We start from the raw sequence: 21,878 nt of genomic DNA, 5'->3' as shown, positions 1-21,878 counted from the left end.
AGAGCTGGGCACCAAGCCTGCATCGTGCACGATGCTTTGGACTGCCCCTGACTAGGGGGCGGTCCAGTCACATGCCCACAGTTGACGTTTAATTCGCGAAAGCCGATGTAATAGCTTCAACGACGACACGGACCCTGGCTGTGTGCGCCAAATCTTGATGTAAAACCAACCAAGCCTCGTAAGGTTTAGTTCGGAAGGGCCTTGTTGCATAAATCGGTTTGAGACTGAGTCTCCCCAAACCCCAGATGTAGTTATGCCACGGCCACCGTTTGGGGCGTGCCCAGCTCGGTGAAGCGATTGAGGATGGATGCCCGGATATTGAGCTCGGCCACCTGTCGCTCAAACGTCCTGGCCATCACCTTCTCGCCTAGGCGCTTGAAGCAATTCATCTTCGTCTCCACCAAGGACCGTCGGTGGTAGCCGCTCCAGCGCTTCCAAATAGTACGGCCCAACTTCTTGCACGCTTTGACCGCTTCGTTGCGATGCGCGAATGCCAGACCTTTCCGCAACCTTGCGCCTTTGCGAGGAGGAATGACGGGGATGGCTTTGCGGTGGTGGCAGGCTTCATGCACGTCTTTTGTGTCGTACGCGCCATCGCCTGTAAAGCTGGCAACTATTTCATGGTTTGGTATTTGGCCCAGTAGCCCTGCAGCTACTGGTGAATCACCAACTTCATTGGTGGTCACCACCATGGCCCGTATCTGCATATTTTCTGCATCTATGCCAAGGTGCACCTTGCGCCACTGACGGCGCCGCTCGGCGCCGTGCTTCTTTGTTTTCCACTCGCCTTCACCCAAGAACTTGATCCCTGTGGAGTCGGCAAGCATGTGCAAGCCGTTGCCACTTGGGCGGTAGTGCACCTGAACATGTATACCTTTTGTCTGCGACACACCGTGCTGTAGTCGGGTGCTGCCCAAGGTAGGCCAGCCATTTTGAGCAGCGACTGCACCAGCCCTAATGTCTGACGCAGAGGCAGGCCAAACAAGCATTTGATGGTCAGGCAAAACTGGATGGAGGCATCAGAGAACGTCTGGTTGCGCCCACGCTTGCCGCTCGCAGGAGCCAGCCACTGCATGTCTTTATCCAGCCAGATGCTCAAGTCGCCTCTAGCCTTCAGTGCTGCGTTGTACGCCTTCCAGTTTGTGGTGCGGTACTTGCGCCGACCCCAGTTCGTCTCACTCATCATCCGAGCCTACTACCGCTGCGGCCCGGATTTGTGCAACAAAGCCCCGCCGGTCGAGAACGAGTGGGTGGGGCAGATGCGAAGAAAAGGCGGCCACCGCGTACGCGTAACGCCGAGAGTGCTGTTTTCGCCGATATTTGACCAATAGGGTTGAGGTTAGTTATAGATAGAATAGGCTAATATTTTATGTGAAAAATATTTGCAGCAAGTGCTCTGGCTAATCTCATTGCACTCTTGGTTGTATTGTCAATGTAGCTCCTTTCAATCTGACTGGAAGATAGAAATAAATTCTCGTTCAGCAAATTTGAAAGCTCATTGAATTGCTCTTTTTTTTCTTGTGAAAAAATCATCGAGCGGAGAGCTTTAATATCATTCTTGGCCTTATTGAGTTGCATTCTTAAATCGAGCTGCCAAGGCTCAATCTGAGGCAAAATTTCAAGAAGAGCCTGAATTAAATCATCTAGTTGTTCTATTGAATTGCTAATTTTTGATATTGAAGGTGTATCATTGCTTTTTATGTGTTTTGGTTTGAATGTTTTGCTCATTTTAATTTTGCGGTTTTTTTTTTTTTTTGAATTTTGTTCATGTCATGATGTGATATGTGGTCTCTGATCTGCTAGAGGATTAATTTCATTGAATTGTTATTAAATAATTGAAATTATAAATTGCCTATACTTTTTTATTGGTTCTATGTTGGGTTGGTTGAGTCAAATGGCGCTCGAGTGCCAGAGGGTGGTTGATCCGCGTCACTAGATGTATCTTTGCTTACTACTGACTTTTTTGTTTTTATAAAAACACTGCAGGCTCCTGAATTGCTGGTTAGACTGATTTGGGAAGGGTTGTAAAATTTTCCCTAAAGACAGTCACCATCTCCTCGACTCTATCGGGCCTAAGCAGCGGATTGCGCAGGAATCAGGCGACCATCCGTTCAACATCGGGCTGTGCTGGGCTCGCGAATGGGGTTTTGCAGACCTTCCCTAGGCCTTCACGCCAACACCTGTAAACATACAAGCGACCCTAATTGCACCACATCAAGGACCGGGGCGCTCTATTTAGCCCGTTGTTGTCGCGCTGAATGCTCCAAGGCCTTCAATCGGGAGCGCGCTATGGCTGTCCATTGCGCGCTCCTTGCTCCGCAATGCCAGTGTATGTATGCCGGAAAAATCGAACCTCTCCAACATTTCTTTGAGTAGGGCAGTGAACGGCGCATGACTGGACCGTTGGCAATGAAATTCGATCCAGCTTTCGATATCCGTGAGACGACCGTGCAATGCCAGGTTGGCAAGCTCATCCAAGGCCGCCTTTTCCGGTAGAGCCTGCCCGGGCAAGTCCAGATCTTGCGGCGGTTCGCCATGGCATGCCATGCTCGGAGGGACAATAGACCAATTCGAATCAGCGTCACTGAACTCAGGAACGGACAACGCGAAAGAAAAGGTGGAGCCTTGACCAACGGTACTGGTGACGTGCAGGGTGCTGCCCATGGCTGAAAGAATGCGCTGTGCAATGAATAAGCCCAACCCCGTGCTTCCGCTTGTGGCCTGAACCTGCTGAAAGGCGCCGAATATATCGATGTTGGAATTCAAGTCGATTCCAACTCCCGTATCGCTCACAGCGAAGTGCAGGGAGTACCCTTTTTCTTCAGACTCCAGAGTGACAGACAGGTTTATCGCTCCGTTACGTGTAAATTTTGCTGCGTTGGAGAGCAGATTGAGCAGCACCTGCCGCAGGCGATTACCATCCAGGTACATCAACCTGGGGATTCTCTGGGGCAGTTGACAGCGAAAGCAGTTGTTCTGTTTTGAACATAAAGCGAGCGCATACCCCGAAATATCATTCAATAAAGGAAGTAGTTCCGTTGTTGTGGGCTTCAGGGCAAGCGGATACAATTCCAGCGTAGAGTAATCCTGCAACTCATCTATTAAGCTTAGTTGATATTTAATATTGTCCTGAATTGATATCAAGGCCTTTCTTTGCGCGTCAGTGGCATCATTGAGTAATAGTTCAGCATATCCGGAGATAGTCGCCAGGGGTGCGCGCAGATCATGACTGATAAAACCCAAGGTTTCTGTCTTTTGTTGGTTTTTCACCTTGGCATCGGCCAGCGATTTTTGCTGCAATAAATAATTCCCATTGATCATCAAACAGATGGCGGTAATGGGCATGACTGCAGAAAAGACAAAAACGTAAGCGATTTGAATGTAAGAAGATCCTGTGGGGCCGGTAGGCACCAGATCAGGGATGAACAAGGTTGTGAAGCGGATCAAGTAGACCAAGCATTCGATGGCCAGTGAAGTCGAGAGCAGGCGATTAATGAAAGACTTATCGCCGTATCGAATGACAGTAATGAATTGAATGAATACAAAAACAAATAAAAAAGAGGTAAAGCTCATCAGCCGATATGGATAATTTGGATTTCCCCACATGAACCAAAAAACCAAAACCTCAGAGATCACAGTGCAAGGTATAATTAAATACCGCATCAAGGGCTGACTGTAGAATTTTCTAATGCCAAGCGTTTGCACAGCCACACCCAGCGTCAATAGATGATTCCCAATGGATGAATAGGAGTAGATTGTTGGGTTGTTATTAAACCATCCGGCATACAAACACACAGCCAAAGTGGCGATAAAAAATCCCAGTGTGTAAAGACCAATTCTGTTGATGCCAATCTGACGAATATGATTCGACAGAAGCAGAGGAATCAGTACAAGCCCTGAAACAAAGGCCGACGTAGCAAAGAATAGATTGTAGTTAATGGTGGTCATCTTGAGCTCGCTGTCAGATTACCCTCAACTTATTCGAAAAGACCAATGGCTATTGCGTGGCGCTGGGATCCATGGCCAGCGCAGAACTGATCTTGGGGTTGAACGTACATCGTCACGAGCCTTGCGTACAGATGTCGTAAGACTTCAGCATCTGGCAGCCCCTTTGCTCGCCGCTTGACCGTGACCAACTCATTGCCCTGAGTCTTCTCCCTTTGGATGACTCGATGGAAGGCTGCTTCAGTGATCACGAGGGGCATGACTGTTCTGGTTGCTGACAACGTTCGATTGTCGCTGGGCCGATGCAGCCTGCCTAAATGGGCATTTCCCTAATTGAGTCTGCTCTGACAGCCCCACGACCTCAAGACTCCCGTTATATCTGCTGAGGAACGCTCATTCGTGGCGTGTCTACCTTGACGGCGAAGCGGTCAGGCATCAGGAGGCAGAAGCATGCTCATCCTGAAAAGCCGCCGCGCAAGGGAAGTCAAGCTTCTGATAGCTGGAGGGAGGTTGTACGTCACTACTATGAATTCAGAAATTCACTACGACAGATAGCGTCCGTTGCCAACCAGTCGTTGATCACAGCTCGTCGCATGACGGCAACGGGTCGGTAGCGTGAGCCCTCCGTTGTCGGCAGCAGTCATCTACAGGGTCAATCCCCGGAGGGAGTCATGTTGCCACGAATGACGGCAGCACCTCTCGGACCGGGCGTTCGTTCAGGCGTTGAGCGGATGGAGCAACGACGGGACAGAGGCCAACAAGGTGCCGCCAACTGCTGCGACCGAAGGGCAGCAGTCGCTGCAAAGCCGGCATTGATCGAACCCAAGTATCCGTAGAACGGATAGTCTCTAGCCGGACGACTTCATGGCGTCTCGTTCCTCGCTGGCAAGCCACTTCTCCAGCATTGCTTTCTGCTGAAGCGTGAGCGATGACCTGCGCAATGTTTGTGTCAATCCAGGCACTGCCAGGCGCACGATGGGATCCTTCTTCGCGAAATACTTGGCGATCTCCTTGGCACCTACCAGGAAATCCGGATCATTCCTCTTGAAAACACCCACCGCACAGTGCTTCATACGCACCTTGTACTCCAGCGTGTTCGCATTGAAGTAGATCCCAGCACCCTGGGTGATGATGTTTTTCCAGTGCTCACCCAAATGCTTGGCTATGGTCACATCCTGTCGAACAGCAGAGCCATCAAAGAACAGAAGCGTATGAATATGGATGCCTTTGTCAGCTCCGTACTCAAACTTGGATGCGTAGCCAATAAAGCTATCCTTGAAGCTATTGGCTGTATAAGCATGAAATAACTCCCAATCATTCAATACTCTGAGCTCTGGCTCCCAGTCATCGGTATAAATCTCTCCGTAGGAGAGGTCGAGTCGAATGACCATCAACTTGGAGTAAATCTTGTTCAAGTCTTTGATGTGCTTGAGAAGAGAATGCTCCAGTTGTTGCTCCTGGCGAACATAGTTTTTATAGATCTTCTGAAAAGCAGATGATTTCACCCATTGATCTAGGCTCTCAAGGAATTGAGCCTGATCGATGTAGTTGTCTGGGTGTTGATCCTCACTAAACAACGCATTGAATTGCCCTTCATGGTTGGAAGGGTCAATGCCAATAAAACAATGGCCTGCCAGCCAAAGCCAGGGGTCCTTGCTCTCAATCAGCTTGCGCAGGACTGGCGCGTGGGCATAAGGTGACATCAAGCCACACACTTGAGCAAGTTGCTTTTGAAGGCTCTTCTTGGTGAGAGCCTTTTTCCACTCCGTGCTCTTTATTTCATGTTGAATCCCTTTCATGCAAGTTCTCACCTGAATGAGTGCTGAAAGATGAGTATGCGATTTTTGCATTTAAATCATTCTGAATAGTGTGCGGCTTTGTATTGTTCGCGATGATTGGTTGATATGTAGTTATTGGTTTGTTGAATAGTGATTTATCACTCTAAGGAGGTGTATATTGATAGGTGCCTATGCTGGCTATTTATTAATATATCTTTAAGTAATATTAATACCAATAATATACAATCCATGTTTTTCTTGTATTAAATAGAGTGATTAATGACCAGCTTTCTGTTGGTTTGGTTGTATTGATTGTATAAATTGCTTGAATAAGTTAAATCGCTAAATGAGAGAACGTTTGAAGGTGCCCGTAGTGTCAGAGCTAAGGAGACCTCGGTTATTGGTAAATTCCTTGGAGTGATTTATGCTTTCCAAGTTGGACAAGGTATTGTTGGTGTTGCTCAATTGGAATTCTTTATCGCTGCCAAAAACTAACTGGATATGTCCATGAGTCAAAAGGTACTGCAATACCAAGCCGACAGATTCAGGGTCACGGGGGCGAGGGCCGGATTGTTGGATTTCACGACGGGTGAAGGTTCTCCGGGTGCCGAATCCGGTGAAAGGGCTCTTGCTGTGCATCCATGCCAGAATCTTCTCGGCATGTTTTCCGATGTTCTTCTCCTCGGGGGACTTCGCAAACAGGCGATCAAACTCATCCAGATACCATACGATGATGGCAAGGGCTCGCTGTACGGAGTCTTCTGAAATGGTTTGTGCATCGCCTTGTGCCATTTCGAAAATGGCGGCCATGCGCGCTGCGTGCTCCGCCGCTTTGGAGGCAAAGTCCTTGATGGGGGACAGGCGACCGAATTGCGGATCAAGGAGTTTCTCGATTTGATTGAGGAAAGTCACCCAACGGTGCTTTGCCTGAGGTTCAAAAGTCAGAACACGCCGGGCCTCGCCATTGCGATGGCGCTCAACGGCTTTCAACAGAAGCTGATGAACTTGGGATTGGAAAGTCAAAATACCCGATGGCAACGAATCGCTGTTGTCACTCCCGTCGACAAACCGCTGACCTGCCGTGGATTTGGGGAAGGCGACGAGAGTACGAGCAAGATAGCCGACTTCGCGTGCGTAGTTACGGTTCTTGCCGCAAAGGAATTTCAAAGCATGGGGCTGTACAGCAAGGCCCGAGCTCAGGCGCGCGCCTTCGACCCATTGGCTGGCGGCCGGATCCTTGCGGTCCATCTCGAGTGTTTGACCATCCCAGGCTCGGTTGAACACGGGAAGGTTGCTCATGGTGCGGCCTTTGATCAAATCAGCCGCTTCGTTCGAATGGAGAACTGCCGTGCAGGGGTTGACGCTCAGCTCCGAGTACAGTGCCGCCTGGGTGATGTCGGACAGCATGAAGCGCATACGGGCGGGGAGCAGGGGAGCAGCTCGCGTGAGCTGGCTCAGCTCTTCTTCCGTGGCTGTGTTGTCACGGCCAGCCTTAGCATTTTTTTCCAGCCGCTGTGTCAAGCCTCGGACTTTTGCGAGCCGGATTTTTTCATCCAATTCGAAATTGGCCGAACCCTCGGTGTACTGCTGTCGCATGGTTTTTTCCAAGCGCCGGATGGGCTCGAAAAAGAATCCATCGGCAGCAGTCTTGCGCTCTCCCGAGTCGGCGAGAGTGAGAAAGTACAGGGAGATTGGCGTGACCCCGGGAAGGCTAGGGCGTTTCACATCAGCTAAGCCCTGGCATGCCGTTGCCATAGCGCAAAGCGCAGAGGCTGCGATCAATGGGGTGGAGGCTTGGGTCAGGCGGCGCACATCATTCACCGCGTCCAAAATGAGTGGCGGCAATTGATGCGCGGGGTAGCTGTCAGTGACGGGAAGTGAGTTATTGAACATCGCTAACTCCTTACTGCTTTGCCGATTGGGCGTTCAGCCACGCATCGACGTCATGCAGACGCCAGCCCTTGGCGCCACGGAGTTGAGTGCCGCCATAGAGAGGGAAAGGCTTGGGGAAGGTAGGGTCGTACTGCGAGCTCGTTTTGTTGAGACGACCATAGATGGTGGAGCGGCTCAGACCCGTGATGCGGATGACGTCCTTTAAGCGGCACGCCGCATTGGGCGCAAATTCGGTGTGATTGGGGGATTGCATACGAAACCTTTCTTGGTGAATGGAGGAAGGCTTCATGCTGCTGGGGCTCCAAATGCCAGTCGATTGCACTCTTTGCTTGTTGTCCTTGTGGCTGAGAGCGCGTCATCGATAAGTGATTGACCCTACGTGATTTTTTGCTGGGTTTGTGCAAGGACAAAAACAGGCAAACACTAGGAGGTTTTGTGTGGCGAACTCTCCGGGCTACTGGCTACTTTGGCTACGTCGCCACGCAAAAGCGGCTACAACCGATCCCCAAAACGCGGTTTTTGGCATAAGAAGAGCTAGACAAACAAGCAATCTGACGGTCGGTTGGGGGGGGGGCGATGCGGCTAGAGCGGGCCTATCAATGACTTGAACTAAGCCATTGAGGAGAAGATGTTCTGGGAGGGAGCCTACCTGGCTTTACCTGCGGCCGCCTCGCTGAGACGGCGTCAGGCGAATGATGGTGGAGATGGACTTTGCGTCAGTTTCTGTAATCAATTGGCCAAGTTTGCCAGCGACTGGAGATTCCTTGATCTGTAGCTTGACAAGCCAGCTCTCATAATCGCTGCTAGTCTTGAACTGCCTAACGTGGGAAAGATCTTCCTGCAGTTGTTTGACAAGGTGATCCAAGACGACAGGCAGCCCATCTTTATAAGCCTTGCGCTTTTTGGTCCTCTGACCATCCTGGGGCGGGTATATCAGCTTGATTGCGATGTCACGCAGTTTTGGACTTTTCCAGTCAGTTGAATTTTTGGATTTTAGCTGTTGATGCAGCCACGTCTTGACCTCATCCGAATGCAAGGGAGGATTCTCTTGCTGTCTCTCTTCAATCCAGATTTGCAATTCATTGAAAACTTGAAGCAATTGACCTAGCTGAGGAGATATGTGATCTCCGGTGACGGGCATTTGTGTCGGCGCTTTGGTGGGGGCCTGTGGTTGACTTAGCAGATCACGGAGCCTAGCTTCATCGGCTGGTTGCAAACGTAGGTTGCCAAGTCGAACAAGAATACCAGCATGACGTCGAAAATCTTCAATGGTCAGGTCATCCCATCGAGCACCCTGGCTGTCGATAATGGTAAAGCAAGGGAATAAAATAGGAGGAGCGAGAGGTTTGTCAAAAGATTCGGTTTGCCAATGATCTAAGCCATGTGCCTTTTGCCTTTGACGAGCTGTCTGTATAACCCAGGTTTTTTTACCTACTCCCCCTAAATGAATAATATCGAAGACTTTGATCTGGATAATTCCATCATCTCGCAATTTTGTGTAGTCATTGTGGCTTAGCTGGATACACTCCACATCTTCGACTGGGTAGATCTTTGTTTTAGGCAGTAAAGGGCTGGAGAGTTCGTCCCTGTTGGACAGCGCAGAAAAGCACACGAGTCCTATTCGCCAGTTGGGTTCAATGGCTACCACAGGATGGATGCCGTTTTGGAGGGCAAAGTCCAACAGTTGAGTCGCTGAGTTTTCTAGCTCTTGGGCAAGAGCTTCTAGCTTCGTGAATTGATTCGCAAGGCTCATGAGGCAACTGGGAAGGAGAGTTTAGGCGGTTGGAGGCTGCTTGCCTTCAATAAAATCTGCCCAAGAATTCATCATGCCACGACGTTTATCCAGCGCATCACCTCGGCGATATGCAGCCTCAACTTTACTTTCCAGCGTATGTGCTAAAGCCTGCTCAGCCAATTCTCTTGGAAAATTGGTCTTTTCCCCTGCCCAATCTCTAAAGGTAGAGCGAAATCCATGAGGTACTGCCGCTACATTCATGCGTCGCATGACCGCAGTCATTGTCATATCAGAGAGAACTTGCCCTTTGGTTCCGGGAAACAATAGTTCCAAATCAGCAACACGAGGGAGGGATTGGAGCAGTTTGAGCGCAGATGTAGATAGCGGTACACGATGTTCGGCTCCTGCCTTCATCCGTTCAGCTGGAATAGTCCAAATTGCGTTCTTAAAGTCGACTTCTCCCCAAATAGCTCCTCTAACTTCGCCGGACCGCGCCGCTGTCAAAATGGCGAATTCTAGAGCCCTTGCTGCGATGCCGGGGTGAGTTCTGAGCGTGGCAATGAATGGGGGCATATCATCCACAGCCAAAGCGCGATGATGTTCTACCTTCTGAATCTTCGATGGAGCGGCTAGCACCTTGTCGAGGTGGCCTTTCCAACGCGCGGGATTGTCACCCGCTCGGTATTTGCGCACTGTTGCCCAATCAAGAATAGATTCAATGCGGCCACGCAAACGACTGGCAGTTTCGTTCTTGGTGCTCCAGATGGGTTCGAGGCACGTGAGTACGTGCGGCAGATCGATCAGGGAAACGGAAAGTTTCCCTAGGTATGGCATTGCATAGTTCTCCAGCGTGTTTTCCCATTGCTGGCGATGCTTGGCGTTTTTCCACTCTGATGATTTGGCCTTGAGAAACTCTTCTGTGCACCAGCGGAATGTCTTCTCTGTTGAGGCCTGTGCCAAAAGTGCTTGGCGCTGCTGGCGACGAGGCGCGACTGGATCCCGACCTTCGCGAATACTCTCATGAACCTTCCAGGCACGTTCTCTGGCTTCTGCTAGACCCACGATAGGATAGGCGCCAAGTCCGATGTCTTTTCGGGCATCTCCAACTTTGACACGAAGTACCCAGCCGCGGTGACCAGCAGAGATACGGAGGTGTAAACCTGCAACACCGCCTACAGCGTGGCGGCCCTCTGTCTTGAGGGCCGCCACGGCACGGTCAGAGAGTTGTTTGGCAATCTTGGGCATGGGGAGATTTTGCAATAGATCTGTCCCACATTATGCCCACATAGAGTGCTGGATTCAACGAAACGTTGTTGGACTGAAATGAACAATCGCTGATAAAAAAATCAATAAAAATCAATTGGCTATTGAACTATATTGAACTCGATTAAACGCTATCTTGGAGGACTCCGTTTCCGCCAAGAATCAAACCCCTGAGTGTTCGCATTCAGGGGTTTTTTTTGGGTGCTTTTACTTCGTAGATTGGCTCTTTTTTCGGGATAATGGCCTGAGTTTGAAAGATCCATGCGTTCGGCAACGAGGGCATGGGTGTCGAATGAAGCAGTCCCCGCGTCGGATGAAAAAGAAGGCGCTTTGTACGGCAAGCTGGCCGGGCCCTTCTGGAAAACGCGTATATTCAAACCCTGGAGATAACTCTAAATTTCGTCTCCAGGCTTTCAGCCAAGTGGTGTCGAGAGAGACTGCGTGCATCGAAGATGGCACGCGGCGCCGAAGGAGCAACCGCCCCGGAAACTCTCAGGCAAAAGGATCGGTACCACTCATTCATTCACTCTGAAGAATGTCCCGCGCCATCGTCCGCGGGCATACCGAAGGAGCAAGCGATCGTCGCTCTGTTGCGGTGGTTCGTGAATCTCTCAGGTCCAGAACAGAGGGGGCGTCCGGTGTGCATATTGCGCCCGGGCTCCACCCCTCGACGTTTCAGGACCTGATTCATCATGAAAACAATCGCCGTTATCGGTGGCGGTATTACGGGCGTGACCACCGCCTACGCTCTGGCCAAACGAGGTTTTTCTGTTACCTTGTTCGAGAAGCAGCGGTATGCCGCGATGGAAACCTCATTCGCCAATGGGGGACAACTTTCCGCTTCCAATGCAGAAGTCTGGAACCACACGTCAACCATTCTCAAGGGTCTTCGATGGATGCTCAAGAGCGATGCTCCGTTGCTGATCAATCCAAAGCCGAGTTGGCACAAGCTTTCGTGGTTCTGCGAGTTCCTGGCGGCCATTCCGCATTACCAGCGCAACACGGTTGAAACGGCGCGGCTGGCCATTGCGGCTCGGGAACACCTCTTTGCATGGGCTGCGGAAGAGGGCATCGATTTTGACCTGAAACAGAAGGGGATTCTCCATATCTACCGCAACCAGGCGGGCTTCGAACATGCGGGCAAGGTCTCCAGGCTGCTCGCACAAGGTGGTCTGGAACGACGCGCGGTAACGCCGCAGGAAATGCGGGCCATCGAGCCAACCTTGTCAGGGTCCTTTTATGGGGGCTACTTCACCGAGAGCGATTCGACAGGTGACATCCACAAGTTCACAAGCGGTCTGGCTGCAGCCTGCTCTCGCATGGGCGTGAATTGCCTGTACGGCCAGCAGGTGTTGTCTGTGGCGGCCAATGGCGGTCAGGCCAGCGTGACCGTGCAGCAGGCAGATGGCCCTGTTACCACGGCTTTTGACGGGATTGTCGTCTGCGCTGGCACGGCCAGTCGCGCGCTGGCGGCCTCATTGGGAGACCGGGTCAACATCTACCCCGTCAAAGGCTATTCGATCACGGTCAATTTACTGGATAAAGACAGCCAGGCCTCGGCTCCGCTGGTCAGCCTGTTGGATGACGAGACCAAGTTGGTCACCAGCCGATTGGGAGATGATCGTTTTCGTGTGGCTGGTACTGCAGAGTTCAACGGATACAACAAAGACATTCGCGCCGACCGAATTCGCCCGCTGATCGATTGGGTGCAGGCATGCTTTCCGGGTGTCAGCACCCGTAGTGTCGTGCCCTGGGCAGGGCTGCGTCCAATGATGCCGAACATGCTGCCGCGCGTAGGGCGAGGCAAGAAGCCCTGTGTCTTCTATAACACGGGCCATGGGCATCTGGGCTGGACTCTGTCTGCAGTCACCGCAACCATGATAGGGGATATCGTGCAGCAGACTCTGGACAAGTCACCCATTGTGTCCAGACCGGTGGCCTTGACCCAGGCCGGAATTTGATTTCTGCTTGCAAGGCTCTTGTCTGAAGACCGGGGGCGCAGATTCTGTGCCCTCCCATGAGTTAGTCTTCTCGGCGCTCAGACACTGGCAATCGTTGCCGTACTGCTGGCTTGGGGGCGTGTTTGTGCCATTCGGGGTGGGCACTATGTCTCCAGGTAGGATCGGGCGCGATCAGCGGGAGATGACGGAGTGCACAGGTGCCGACGCAGCTTATGCTGCCGACCTGATATGACAACGGATACCTCGATTTCTATGGATCGATCTTCCTTGGTCCAGGCGGCGGAGCTGTCTTTCCTGCCAGTTGGCATGCCTTTTTGCGCGATGGTGGGTGAAGTTGCAGGCGGCTGATACGGAGCGCATTCGCTTCCATCAACTGCTTGGCGCGTTTTATTGACGAGAGGCTGTTGCCTGTTCTTCGTGCAATGCACGTGCCAGTACGCTGAATACGCGCTCATCCGTCGATTGCGCCACGTTGAAGCGTAGAAAACTACCTGCGTTCTGGCTGGGGCTGAAGGCGTTGCCAGGCGCCAGCACAACCTGTTCTTGCAGGCAGCGGCGGGCCAGGGCCGCGGAGTCTACGCCATCGGGCAAACGGCACCAGATGAACATGCCCGCTTTGGGAATATGCCAGGGCTCAATCCCGAGCTTGGCCAGCTGCGAACGTGTGGCATGCATGGCCTGGGCCAAATGGGTGCGCAGGGTATCCATATGTTTGCGGTAGCCGCTGTCCGTCAATGCGATATGAGTGACGTCGGCGGCCAGCCTGCCTCCTGCAAAGCTGGTGGCGATCTTCAGGTCAACCAGGCTGTCTATCCAGTCGGGGCGCGCCGCCACAAAGCCGCAGCGCAGCGAGGCCGACAGGGTTTTGGAAAAGCTGCCGATGTGTATGACGCGGGCGAGGCCATCCAGTGCGGCCAGCCTCGGTGCAGGGCTGTCCTCGAAATCCGCAAAAATGTCATCCTCAATGATGATCAGGCCAGCGCGTTCGGCAAGCTTGAGTAGCCGGTGGGCGGTGACTGCTGACAGCGTCGCTCCGGTGGGATTGTGTATGCCGGAATTGGTGATGTAGAGACGAGGTGCATGCGCTTGCAGTGCTGCCTCGAACTTCTCGATGTCCGGACCTTGCGGTGTATAAGCCACCCCAACCACGTGTACCCGGTGGGCCTTGAGAAGGGCGTGAAAATTGAAGTAGCAAGGGTCATCCACCAGCACGGTATCGCCGGGTTCCAGCAGGAAGCGGCAGATGAGGTCTATTGCTTGGGTACCCGATTCGGCGAGCATGATCTGCTGAGGCGGCGCTTCAATATCATGGGCCAGCATGCGCCTCGAAAGCAATTGGCGCAGCGGCAACTGTCCCTGGGGGGATGCATATTCTGAGAGCTCCAAGGTATCAGCCCGAGCCAGCGTGCGCAGGGCCCGCCGCATTCCGCTCTCGTAAAGCCAGTTGGGTGGCAGCCAGCCGCAACCGGGGCGCAGCATGGCAGCGCCAGCTTCGAGTGTCTGTCGTGATACCCAGAGTGGATCGACGGCACGATCCAGCTTGGGACCGATCTCCGTCAGCGCCAGAGGGGCGGCCGGTCCTTCCACATAGAAGCCCGAGCCTGGGCGAGAGGTGACGACGCCTTCTGCCATCAGTCGCTCATAGGCTTCGACTATGGTGGATACCGACAGACCCATGACCTGTGCCTGGGAGCGCACCGATGGCAGGCGTGTGCCCGGCACATAGATACGAGCTGCGATGCGCGACTGAATCTCGTGCATCACGGCATGAATTCGGGTGTTGTTGCGTGCCATATCACTGATCTGTACGGAAAATATACCAGTACAGTTTGTTTGTATTGTGCTGTATTGTCCATGGAATCAACTAGCTTGCCAATGCTCTACTGGAGACCTAGCAAGGAGTGTTTGATGGACAAAATGACAAAGGGCTGGGTGAATGGCCTGATGGGTGTGGCGATTTTTGCAGGCTCTCTGCCTGCAACGCGGGTGGCGGTTGCAGATTTCGATCCGATTTTCCTGACAGCTGCGCGGGCGACGATCGCGGGGGGGCTTGCGCTGGCTCTGCTGGTCCTGTTGCGTCAAGCCAGGCCGCGTAGGGAAGATCTGTTCTCTTTGATTCTGACTGCCATTGGCGGTGTGGTGGGTTTTCCGCTGTTGACGGCAATGGCATTGCAGCACGTCACCTCGGCGCACTCCATCGTCTTCGTCGGCTTGCTGCCGCTGAGCACTGCTGTCTTTGCCGTGCTGAGAGGAGGTGAGCGTCCTCGCCCCCTGTTCTGGATGTTTTCGGTGCTCGGGGCTGTCATGGTGGCAGGGTATGCGGCGGTTAGTAGCGCAGCTGGCTCTTTGCACGGAGATCTATTGATGCTTGCCGCCATCATTGTCTGCGGTCTGGGCTATGCCGAAGGCGCGCGATTGTCACGCTCCCTGGGCGGCTGGCAGGTCATCTGCTGGGCATTGGTGCTATCCCTGCCGGTCATGCTGCCGCTGGCATGGTTCAGCATGCCTCCTTCATTTGCCTCTGTGGGAATGCCCGCCTGGCTAGGTCTGGCCTATGTTTCCGTGTTTTCCATGCTGATCGGCTTTGTCTTCTGGTATCACGGCCTGGCGCAGGGTGGCATTGCTGCAGTGGGTCAATTGCAGCTGTTGCAGCCATTCATGGGCTTGGGGCTCGCTGCGGTGCTGTTGCACGAGCAGGTGAGCTGGGCCATGCTGGCGGTAACCCTGGTCGCGGTCACATGTGTTGCGGGAGCCAAGAAGTACGCACGTTAGGCCTCCCACTTTGCCATCCTGAAGGACTGGTCCATCTTGTCATTTTCTGGATCCATGAACCTGTATTAGAATTGTTCAGTGATGGCTGAACAATTTGAATGAAGAGGTGTTCTGGTGGATGAAATGGCAGATGCTGGCGAGAAGGCGCGCGAACTGTTTATTGAGCGCAATGCGATCCAGGCAGAGCTTGGCGGATTGCCAAGGATTGCCGGTCGCCTCATCGGCATCTTTTTGCTGGACGGTGGCCCGATCAGTTTTTCCGATCTGGCAGAGCGCATGCAGGCCAGCCGGGCAAGCGTCAGTACCAATACGCGCTTGCTTGAGCGTTTGGGAATCATCGAGCGCGTGGCTTTGCGCGGAGAGCGCCAGGATTTCTTCAGTCTGCGAGCCAATCCGTTTGCGCTGGCCATTGAGCAAAGCATCGAGCAATGCCAGCGCTTCTCCGAGTATGTTGAAGAACTGCTGGTCAGCGCCGAGCTGGACGAGGATGCGATTGAGCGGCTGCGTCAGGCGCAGTCTTTTCATGAGGTCACGGCCAAAACCATGCAGGGTTTGTTGGCTACGCTGACACGCAACAATTGGGCGCATTCCAGAGACACGGTACAAGCGAAATCCGAAGCTGAAGGCGCGGGCCGAACAGCCCGCAAGTCCTCAGAAGAGCGGACGCAACAGCTTTCCGATCCGGAGCCGACCGGAGCCCGGCCCTTGGCAGCAAGGCCTGTCAAGGCCAAGCCACCTGCAAGTCTGCAGGCCCGAACTTCAGCGCGCGGCAGAGTGCCACGCAAAACCTGAGTTTTCATGAAGAACGTCTTTTTTTGGTCGGCTCCAGCCTGGCTGCTGGCCCTGTCTGGATGCGCCTCGGTACCCGATGCACCCAGGCCTTTTCCATTGATTGCCCAGCAGTACTCTGCCATGCCCGATGGTGTGGCACGTGATGGTGCAACAGCGGCGCCGCAAGCGCTGGATACCTGGTGGAAACTGTTTGATGAGCCCCTGCTGGATCGGCTGGTCACGCAGGCCCTGCAAGCGAGCACCGAGGCGCGTATGAGCATCGCGCGTGTGCGTGAGGCAAGGGCGATGCGTGAGGCGGCGCTGACACAATACCGCCCGCAGGGCGGATTGCGTGCCGGTGGTGAGAGGCGGGGCAGCCGCAATCTGGGACATCGGTCTTCTGCATTGGATATGCAAGGGGCTGGCGCGGGTGCGCAGAGCAGTGCCAACCTGGATTTGCTGGTGTCCTGGGAACTGGATCTATTTGGCCGGGGAGACGCGCTGCAGCGCCAGGCAGATGGTGATTTTGGTTCAGCTATCTATGGTGCCTATGCAGAACGGGCAGCGTTGGTAGCGGAGGTTGCACGCACATGGTTCGAAGCCCAGCGCTTGACTGCTGCGCTGGCCGATGCCCAGGCCACGGTAGCCATACAGACGCGGCTGCAGGAGGTGCTCGCGCGCAAAGTGGAGCGCGGGCTGGCGCCGGTGTCCGAATCTGCGCGCGTAGATGCAGGCCTTTTATCGGCGCAAGCCAACGCGCTGGTGCTGCAGTCTCAGCTTGACGCAACGCGGCGCGCGTTATTGGTGCTAGTTGGCATGGGGGATGAGCCGCTCGCCGCCCTGGACCTGGGCCATGAGCAGACCCGGCCCCCGGCCTTGCCTCAGGCTATGCCCGCAGAGCTGTTGTCACGTCGCCCCGATGTGCTACAGGCGCGCGCGCAAATGCAGGCTGCTGCCGGTGGCCTGGATCTGGCGCGGCTGGCACTGTTGCCCAGTGTGACCCTCACGCCAGGCATCGGGCTGAACTGGCAAAAGCAAGCAGCATCGCTTGGCACTGGTTTCTGGTCGTTGGCAGGCAATGCGGTACTGCCTGTACTCGACAGGCCTCGATTGCTGGCCAATGCACGTGCTCAAGGCGCACGGGCTGAGCAGGCCGTGATTGCCTATGAGCAGGTGGTGCAGCGGGCATTTTCCGAGGCAGACCAAGCCTTGCTGCGCATGGCGCCTGATGAGCGGCGAATTGCGGCGCTCGAGCAGGCGCAGCAAAGGGCTCGGGCGGCCTATGAGGCTGCTGTCAAGGGCTATGGCGCTGGCTTCTTTGATCTGATCGTGGTGCTTGATTCGGAGCTTGTCTATCGGGAAGCCCGTGTGGCGCTGACCAATGCCCGGGCAGAGGCGCTCACACATGCCGTACAGGTACTTCAATCATTGGGCGGTGGCTGGGCCAGAGGCGCAAAGGCGCAGGAGGCAGAAAGTAATGGCGAGGGAATCGATGGCTAAACGCGCTGGAAACTGGATGGCGCTGAGCGCCGTGGCTGTGGCACTGGTGGTGCTGTCGGGGTGTTCGAGGAGTAATGCCGACAAGACGACGCAGGCGGCTCCTGCCGAGGCCGTGCGCGCGGTCAGCATGGCGCGGGTCGAGCTGCGTGCGATGGGCATGGCTCAGCAGGCGTCTGGCCTGCTGGTGGCGCGCGAGGAGGTGGCAGTAGGCCCTGAGCTGAGCGGCTATCGGGTTGCAGCCTTGTTGGCCGACGAGGGGGACAGCGTGCGTGCTGGCCAGCCACTGGCGAGGCTCGATGACGGGTTGCTGCAGGCCAGGGTCCGGCAGGCGGAGGCGAGTCTCATCCAGGCACGCGCGCAGGCGAGGCAGGCGCAGGCAGAATCTGCACGCGTCGACGGGTTGGATGGCCAAGGGGTGCTTTCCGACGAGCAGATCCAGCAGCGCCGCACGGCCGCTGCCAGCGCCAATGCGAACGCCGATGTGGCCGCAGCCAATCTGGCCGGCCTCAAGGAGGAGGCCGAACGCATGACCTTGCGCGCACCGGTTGCGGGCGTGGTGTTGCAGCGCAATGTGCGCCGGGGCGATGTAGCGAGCCCGGGAGGGGAGGCCATGTTCCGCCTGGCGCGTGACGGCATGGTGGAGTTGGCTGCCGAGGTACCGGAAGACCAGGTGGACCGTGTGCACCCGGGTGACAAGGTAGAGGTGACGCTGTCCTCGGGTATTGCCTTGCCGGGAAAAGTGCGCCTGCTGTCGCGCAGGGTGGACGAAAAGACCAAGCTGGCCCAAGTGCGGATAGGCCTGCCGGTACGCACCGATCTGCGCCCGGGCGGTTTTGCGCGCGCCGACTTTCTGCATGCGGCCGAGCCTGTGGCCGCTGTGCCGGAAAAAGCCATTCATTTCGAGGCAGGCGGTCCGCAACTGGCCACCATCGATGGAGATGACCGTATTCGCAAGCTGCCGGTGACTCTGGGGGCGCGATCACAAGGCTGGGTCGTGTTGCGTGATGGCCCGCCTGTGGGGACGCGCCTGGCCTTGGGGGGCGGGGCCTTTGTGCTGGATGGCGACAGGGTTCAGGTCAAGGAGCAAACGATGGCGGAAGCTGCTGCGCCTGCATCCAGCTTGAATCCTGCGTCCGCCCCTGCCAGTGGTGGAGGTCAGTAATGAAGATGCGAATATCCGCCTGGTCCATACAGAACCCCATTCCGGTGGTGGTGCTGTTCCTGGCCATCATGGTGGCTGGCCTTCTGGCCTATCGGGCGATGCCGATCAAACTGTACCCGGATGTCTCGTTTCCGATCGTACAGGTGGCCGTGGCATTGCCCAGCGCTGCTGCCACAGAGGTCGAAACCCAGGTGACCCGGGTAGTGGAGGACGGCGTTGCCAATGTCGCCAGGGTCAAGCATGTGATCTCGACAGTGACCCAGGGCATGTCTGTGACCTTTGTGGAGTTCGAGATTGGCCTGGATCCGCAGCGTGCGGTGGATGAGGTGCGTGCTGCCATTGACCGGGTGCGGGCCAACCTGCCGGCCAGCATCGAGCCGCCCATTGTCGAGCGCCTGGATTTCGATGCCATGCCACTGTTGACTTATGCGGTGTCGGCGCAGGGCATGGATGATGTGGAGCTGAACTGGTTCATTGAGGACGTGGTGGCACGCAGGCTGGTGGCGCTTGGTGGCGTGGGGCAGGTCACACAGGTAGGCGGCGTGGGCCGCGACATTACGGTGACACTGGATCCGGCAAGGCTGCAGGCGCTGGGGCTGACTGCAGTCGCGGTCAACGATGCGCTGCGTTCCCACAATCTGGATGCGTCAGGCGGCCGCGCCCAGATTGGCGCCCAGGAGCAGCAGGTGCGTGTGCTGGCCGCAGCGCCATCCGTGGAGTCGCTGGCGGAACTGGTGATCGCAACCCGCGACGGCCGTCACCTGCGTTTGAGCGACGTTGCTACCGTGGCCAGTGGCGCCAGCGACCGGCGTGGCTTTGCCGTGCTGAATGGCGAGGCCGTGGTCGGCTTTCAGGTGATGAAGACCAAGGCTGCTTCCGACGTGAATGTGGAGTCGGCCGTGGCGCAGGCAGTAGCCAAGCTGGCCAAGGAATATCCCGGTGTGACGTTTCAACTGGTCTCGTCGGGCGCCAAGAATACGCGCGAGAGCTTTGATGCCACGGTCTACACCTTGCTCGAAGGCATGTTGCTGGCTGCGGTGGTGGTGTTCATGTTTCTGCGCGACTGGCGTGCCACGGTCATTGCCGCTGTGGCGATGCCGATATCGCTGATTCCGACCTTTGCCGTGATCCATGCCCTGGGCTATTCGCTCAATATGCTGTCGCTGCTGGCTTTGACGCTGGTGATTGGTGTGCTGGTCGACGATGCGATCGTCGAGGTGGAGAACATCCAAAAGCGCGTGCAGGCCGGTGCTTCGCCATGGCGTGCGTCGATGGAGGGTGCCGATGCCATTGGATTGGCAGTGGTCGCCACCACCCTGGCGATTGCGGTGGTGTTTCTGCCGGTTGCCTTCATGGGTGGCTACGCAGGGCCGTATTTCCGTGAGTTTGGTGTGACGGTGGCCGTATCGGTTCTGTTCTCCTTGCTGGTGGCGCGCCTGCTGTCGCCCCTGATGTGCGCCTATCTGCTCAAGCCTTCGGCGCAGCCCGAGGCGCACAAGCCATTTGCCGGGCGGTACCGCCGCCTGCTGGAGTGGACCTTGGCGCACCGCTGGATCTCATTGGGGGCGGGTGTCCTGATTTTTGTGGGATCACTGCTGCTTGCGAGTCTGCTTCCCACCGGCTTTGCCCCCAAGGGCGACAGCGGAACGGTGCAGATCAGCATGCAGGGCGCACCCGGCTCCACCACGCAGGACATGCGGGTTGCTGCGGCAACCTTGACGCGCCTGCTGCGGGAGCAGGGCGATGTCCGGGATGTGTTTGTCAGCGTGGGCAGCAGCCAGCGCGATGGAGATCCACGCAAAGGCGCGGTGATCGTCCAGCTCAAGAGTCAGCGGTCCATGACCACCAAGGCTTTTCAGGACCATGTACGCCCCCTGCTGTTGCGTGTGCCGGATGTGCGGCTGAGCTACAGCGAAAGCGAGGGAGGGGGTACGCAGACCCTGCAGGTGATCCTGGGCGGCCATGACGGCGCGCTGCTGCGGCGCACGGCCAGTGATGCTGAGCGGGAGTTACGCAGTCTGCCGATGCTCGAGAACGTGCATCAGGTGGCGCCGAACCCTGGCCCGGAACTGGTGATCCGTCTCAAGCCTGACGAAGCCGCTCGTCTGGGTGTGACACCGGATGTGGTGGCCGAGGTGGCGCGCATGGCCAGCGTGGGCGATCTCGATGCTACCGCCTCCAAGTTCAATACCGGGCGCCAGCGCCTGTCGGTGCGTGTACGTCTGCCGCAAGGGGCGTTGCAGGATGTGGGCAGCATCGGCGCCCTGCGGGTGCCAACCACCGGTGGCGGTACGGTTCCGCTGTCTGCAGTGGCTGATATGCATTTTCAGGTGGGCGAATCGCACATCGACCGCTTTGACCGGGAGCGCCGCATCACGCTGGAGGCCGAGGTCAATGGTGCATCGTTCGGCCAGGCCAATGCCGCAGTGGAGGCCTTGCCATTTCTGAAGAACCTGCCTGCTGGGGTTTCGCGGCCGCTGTATGGCGATGCTGAAGGCATGCAGGAGCTGTTTGCCAGCTTTGGGCTGGCGATCATGGCTGGAATCGGCTTGATCTTCGGCGTGCTGATTCTGCTGTTTCGCAGCTTCATCAAGCCGGTGATCATTCTGGCTGCCTTGCCTCTGTCGTTGGCTGGCGCTTTTCTGGCCCTGCTGGCTACGGGAGGCGAGTTGAACCTGCCGGTGCTGATTGGTCTGCTGATGCTGATGGGGCTGGCTGCCAAGAACTCCATCTTGCTGGTGGAGCATGCCGTAGAGGCCGAACGCATGGGAAAGAGCCAGACAGAAGCCTTGCTGGAAGCGGCGCATGAGCGCACGCGACCCATCGTCATGACGACGATCGCCATGGCCATGGGGATGCTGCCTACGGCATTGGGTGTCAGCAGTGGCTCGGAGTTCCGACAGCCTTTGGCTGTTGCAGTGATTGGCGGGCTGGTCTCGTCAACGGCGCTGTCGCTGATTCTGGTGCCGGTGGTGTATGCGGTGATGGACGATCTGGAAAATTGGCTGAAACCAAGGCTTGTCAGACTGGTGACCGTGCCGTCGGCGCAGGATCAACGCGATTTGCTGCAGACGGGCGATCCGCTTTCTCCACAATGA

The 21,878-nt window shown here is 55.7% G+C and carries 15 protein-coding genes, 1 pseudogene and 2 riboswitches; of the genes and pseudogenes, 7 read left to right on the top strand and 9 right to left on the bottom strand.

The features are described 5' to 3' along the window. Nucleotides 1-251 precede the first annotated feature (251 nt). A pseudogene (locus tag LAD35_RS12805) lies at nt 252-1,183 on the bottom strand (IS5 family transposase). On the opposite strand from LAD35_RS12805, the gene LAD35_RS12800 reads away from it, so the two are divergent. Further along, nucleotides 1,074-1,331, top strand: a complete 258-nt coding sequence (locus tag LAD35_RS12800) for a hypothetical protein (protein WP_224152866.1) — start codon at nt 1,074-1,076, stop codon at nt 1,329-1,331. The pseudogene LAD35_RS12805 and the gene LAD35_RS12800 overlap by 110 nt on opposite strands. Nucleotides 1,332-1,359: 28 nt before the next feature. On the opposite strand, the gene LAD35_RS12795 is transcribed toward LAD35_RS12800, so the two are convergent. From LAD35_RS12795 to LAD35_RS12765, 7 genes are all read right to left on the bottom strand, one after another. After that, nucleotides 1,360-1,728: a hypothetical protein gene (locus tag LAD35_RS12795; RefSeq protein WP_224149438.1), complete on the bottom strand. Its 369-nt coding sequence runs from the start codon at nt 1,726-1,728 to the stop codon at nt 1,360-1,362. Nucleotides 1,729-2,235: 507 nt separating this feature from the next. Further along, the gene (locus tag LAD35_RS12790) at nt 2,236-3,948 is read right to left on the bottom strand and encodes a sensor histidine kinase (protein ID WP_224149437.1); all 1,713 of its coding nucleotides are present in this window, start codon (nt 3,946-3,948) and stop codon (nt 2,236-2,238) included. An 845-nt stretch (nt 3,949-4,793) separates the two neighbouring features. Next, nucleotides 4,794-5,744, bottom strand: a complete 951-nt coding sequence (locus LAD35_RS12785) for a YagK/YfjJ domain-containing protein (RefSeq protein ID WP_224149436.1) — start codon at nt 5,742-5,744, stop codon at nt 4,794-4,796. Nucleotides 5,745-6,065: 321 nt separating this feature from the next. Further along, nucleotides 6,066-7,616, bottom strand: a complete 1,551-nt coding sequence (locus LAD35_RS12780; protein WP_224149435.1) for a YfjI family protein — start codon at nt 7,614-7,616, stop codon at nt 6,066-6,068. Nucleotides 7,617-7,626: 10 nt separating this feature from the next. Then, nucleotides 7,627-7,869, bottom strand: coding sequence for a helix-turn-helix transcriptional regulator (locus LAD35_RS12775; protein ID WP_224149434.1), 243 nt, complete (start codon nt 7,867-7,869; stop codon nt 7,627-7,629). Nucleotides 7,870-8,271: 402 nt separating this feature from the next. After that, nucleotides 8,272-9,369, bottom strand: a complete 1,098-nt coding sequence (locus LAD35_RS12770; protein WP_224149433.1) for a hypothetical protein — start codon at nt 9,367-9,369, stop codon at nt 8,272-8,274. A gap of 21 nt (nt 9,370-9,390) precedes the next feature. Further along, nucleotides 9,391-10,596, bottom strand: a complete 1,206-nt coding sequence (locus LAD35_RS12765; protein ID WP_224149432.1) for a tyrosine-type recombinase/integrase — start codon at nt 10,594-10,596, stop codon at nt 9,391-9,393. Nucleotides 10,597-11,032: 436 nt separating this feature from the next. Further along, nucleotides 11,033-11,132, top strand: a riboswitch (glycine riboswitch). Continuing rightward, a riboswitch (glycine riboswitch) is annotated at nt 11,133-11,250 on the top strand. It begins immediately after the preceding riboswitch. Between the two features lie 56 nt (nt 11,251-11,306). Here LAD35_RS12765 and LAD35_RS12760 point away from each other — a divergent pair. After that, nucleotides 11,307-12,575, top strand: a complete 1,269-nt coding sequence (locus LAD35_RS12760) for a D-amino acid dehydrogenase (RefSeq protein ID WP_224149431.1) — start codon at nt 11,307-11,309, stop codon at nt 12,573-12,575. Nucleotides 12,576-12,962: 387 nt separating this feature from the next. On the opposite strand, the gene LAD35_RS12755 is transcribed toward LAD35_RS12760, so the two are convergent. Next, on the bottom strand, nt 12,963-14,369 hold the full coding sequence (locus tag LAD35_RS12755) for an aminotransferase-like domain-containing protein (protein ID WP_224149430.1): 1,407 nt from the start codon (nt 14,367-14,369) through the stop codon (nt 12,963-12,965). A 114-nt stretch (nt 14,370-14,483) separates the two neighbouring features. Between LAD35_RS12755 and LAD35_RS12750 the strand changes: the two genes are divergently transcribed. The 5 genes from LAD35_RS12750 (at nt 14,484) to LAD35_RS12730 (ending at nt 21,878) form a co-directional block, all read left to right on the top strand. After that, nucleotides 14,484-15,347 carry a DMT family transporter gene (locus LAD35_RS12750; RefSeq protein WP_224152683.1) on the top strand — a complete coding sequence of 288 codons (864 nt, stop codon included), beginning with the start codon at nt 14,484-14,486 and terminating at the stop codon, nt 15,345-15,347. A gap of 123 nt (nt 15,348-15,470) precedes the next feature. After that, nucleotides 15,471-16,139 carry a GbsR/MarR family transcriptional regulator gene (locus LAD35_RS22425; protein WP_377780228.1) on the top strand — a complete coding sequence of 223 codons (669 nt, stop codon included), beginning with the start codon at nt 15,471-15,473 and terminating at the stop codon, nt 16,137-16,139. Between the two features lie 6 nt (nt 16,140-16,145). Then, a complete protein-coding gene (locus LAD35_RS12740; RefSeq protein ID WP_224149428.1) occupies nt 16,146-17,618 on the top strand; it encodes an efflux transporter outer membrane subunit in 1,473 nt (490 codons plus the stop codon). Further along, complete coding sequence (locus LAD35_RS12735) at nt 17,611-18,780, top strand: efflux RND transporter periplasmic adaptor subunit (RefSeq protein ID WP_224149427.1); 1,170 nt, start codon at nt 17,611-17,613, stop codon at nt 18,778-18,780. The genes LAD35_RS12740 and LAD35_RS12735 overlap by 8 nt, the downstream gene beginning before the upstream one ends. Further along, nucleotides 18,780-21,878 carry an efflux RND transporter permease subunit gene (locus LAD35_RS12730; protein WP_224149426.1) on the top strand — a complete coding sequence of 1,033 codons (3,099 nt, stop codon included), beginning with the start codon at nt 18,780-18,782 and terminating at the stop codon, nt 21,876-21,878. The genes LAD35_RS12735 and LAD35_RS12730 overlap by 1 nt, the downstream gene beginning before the upstream one ends.

It is taken from the genome of Comamonas odontotermitis, from assembly GCF_020080045.1.
GTDB classification, from domain to species: Bacteria; Pseudomonadota; Gammaproteobacteria; order Burkholderiales; family Burkholderiaceae_C; genus Comamonas; species Comamonas odontotermitis.
Note: the sequence above shows the minus strand (reverse complement) of the source record. Positions and strands in the feature narration are given on the sequence as shown.

Bases quoted from the DNA above. Each gene is read 5' to 3' on its own strand.
- LAD35_RS12750 (WP_224152683.1), top strand. From the start codon at position 14,484: ATGGACAAAATGACAAAGGGCTGGGTGAATGGCCTGATGGGTGTGGCG.
- LAD35_RS12760 (WP_224149431.1), top strand. From the start codon at position 11,307: ATGAAAACAATCGCCGTTATCGGTGGCGGTATTACGGGCGTGACCACC.
- LAD35_RS12730 (WP_224149426.1), top strand. From the start codon at position 18,780: ATGAAGATGCGAATATCCGCCTGGTCCATACAGAACCCCATTCCGGTG.
- LAD35_RS12780 (WP_224149435.1), bottom strand. From the start codon at position 7,616: ATGTTCAATAACTCACTTCCCGTCACTGACAGCTACCCCGCGCATCAA.
- LAD35_RS12800 (WP_224152866.1), top strand. From the start codon at position 1,074: ATGTCTTTATCCAGCCAGATGCTCAAGTCGCCTCTAGCCTTCAGTGCT.
- LAD35_RS12785 (WP_224149436.1), bottom strand. From the start codon at position 5,744: ATGAAAGGGATTCAACATGAAATAAAGAGCACGGAGTGGAAAAAGGCT.
- LAD35_RS12755 (WP_224149430.1), bottom strand. From the start codon at position 14,369: ATGGCACGCAACAACACCCGAATTCATGCCGTGATGCACGAGATTCAG.
- LAD35_RS12740 (WP_224149428.1), top strand. From the start codon at position 16,146: ATGAAGAACGTCTTTTTTTGGTCGGCTCCAGCCTGGCTGCTGGCCCTG.
- LAD35_RS12735 (WP_224149427.1), top strand. From the start codon at position 17,611: ATGGCTAAACGCGCTGGAAACTGGATGGCGCTGAGCGCCGTGGCTGTG.
- LAD35_RS22425 (WP_377780228.1), top strand. From the start codon at position 15,471: ATGGCAGATGCTGGCGAGAAGGCGCGCGAACTGTTTATTGAGCGCAAT.
- LAD35_RS12790 (WP_224149437.1), bottom strand. From the start codon at position 3,948: ATGACCACCATTAACTACAATCTATTCTTTGCTACGTCGGCCTTTGTT.
- LAD35_RS12775 (WP_224149434.1), bottom strand. From the start codon at position 7,869: ATGCAATCCCCCAATCACACCGAATTTGCGCCCAATGCGGCGTGCCGC.
- LAD35_RS12795 (WP_224149438.1), bottom strand. From the start codon at position 1,728: ATGAGCAAAACATTCAAACCAAAACACATAAAAAGCAATGATACACCT.
- LAD35_RS12765 (WP_224149432.1), bottom strand. From the start codon at position 10,596: ATGCCCAAGATTGCCAAACAACTCTCTGACCGTGCCGTGGCGGCCCTC.
- LAD35_RS12770 (WP_224149433.1), bottom strand. From the start codon at position 9,369: ATGAGCCTTGCGAATCAATTCACGAAGCTAGAAGCTCTTGCCCAAGAG.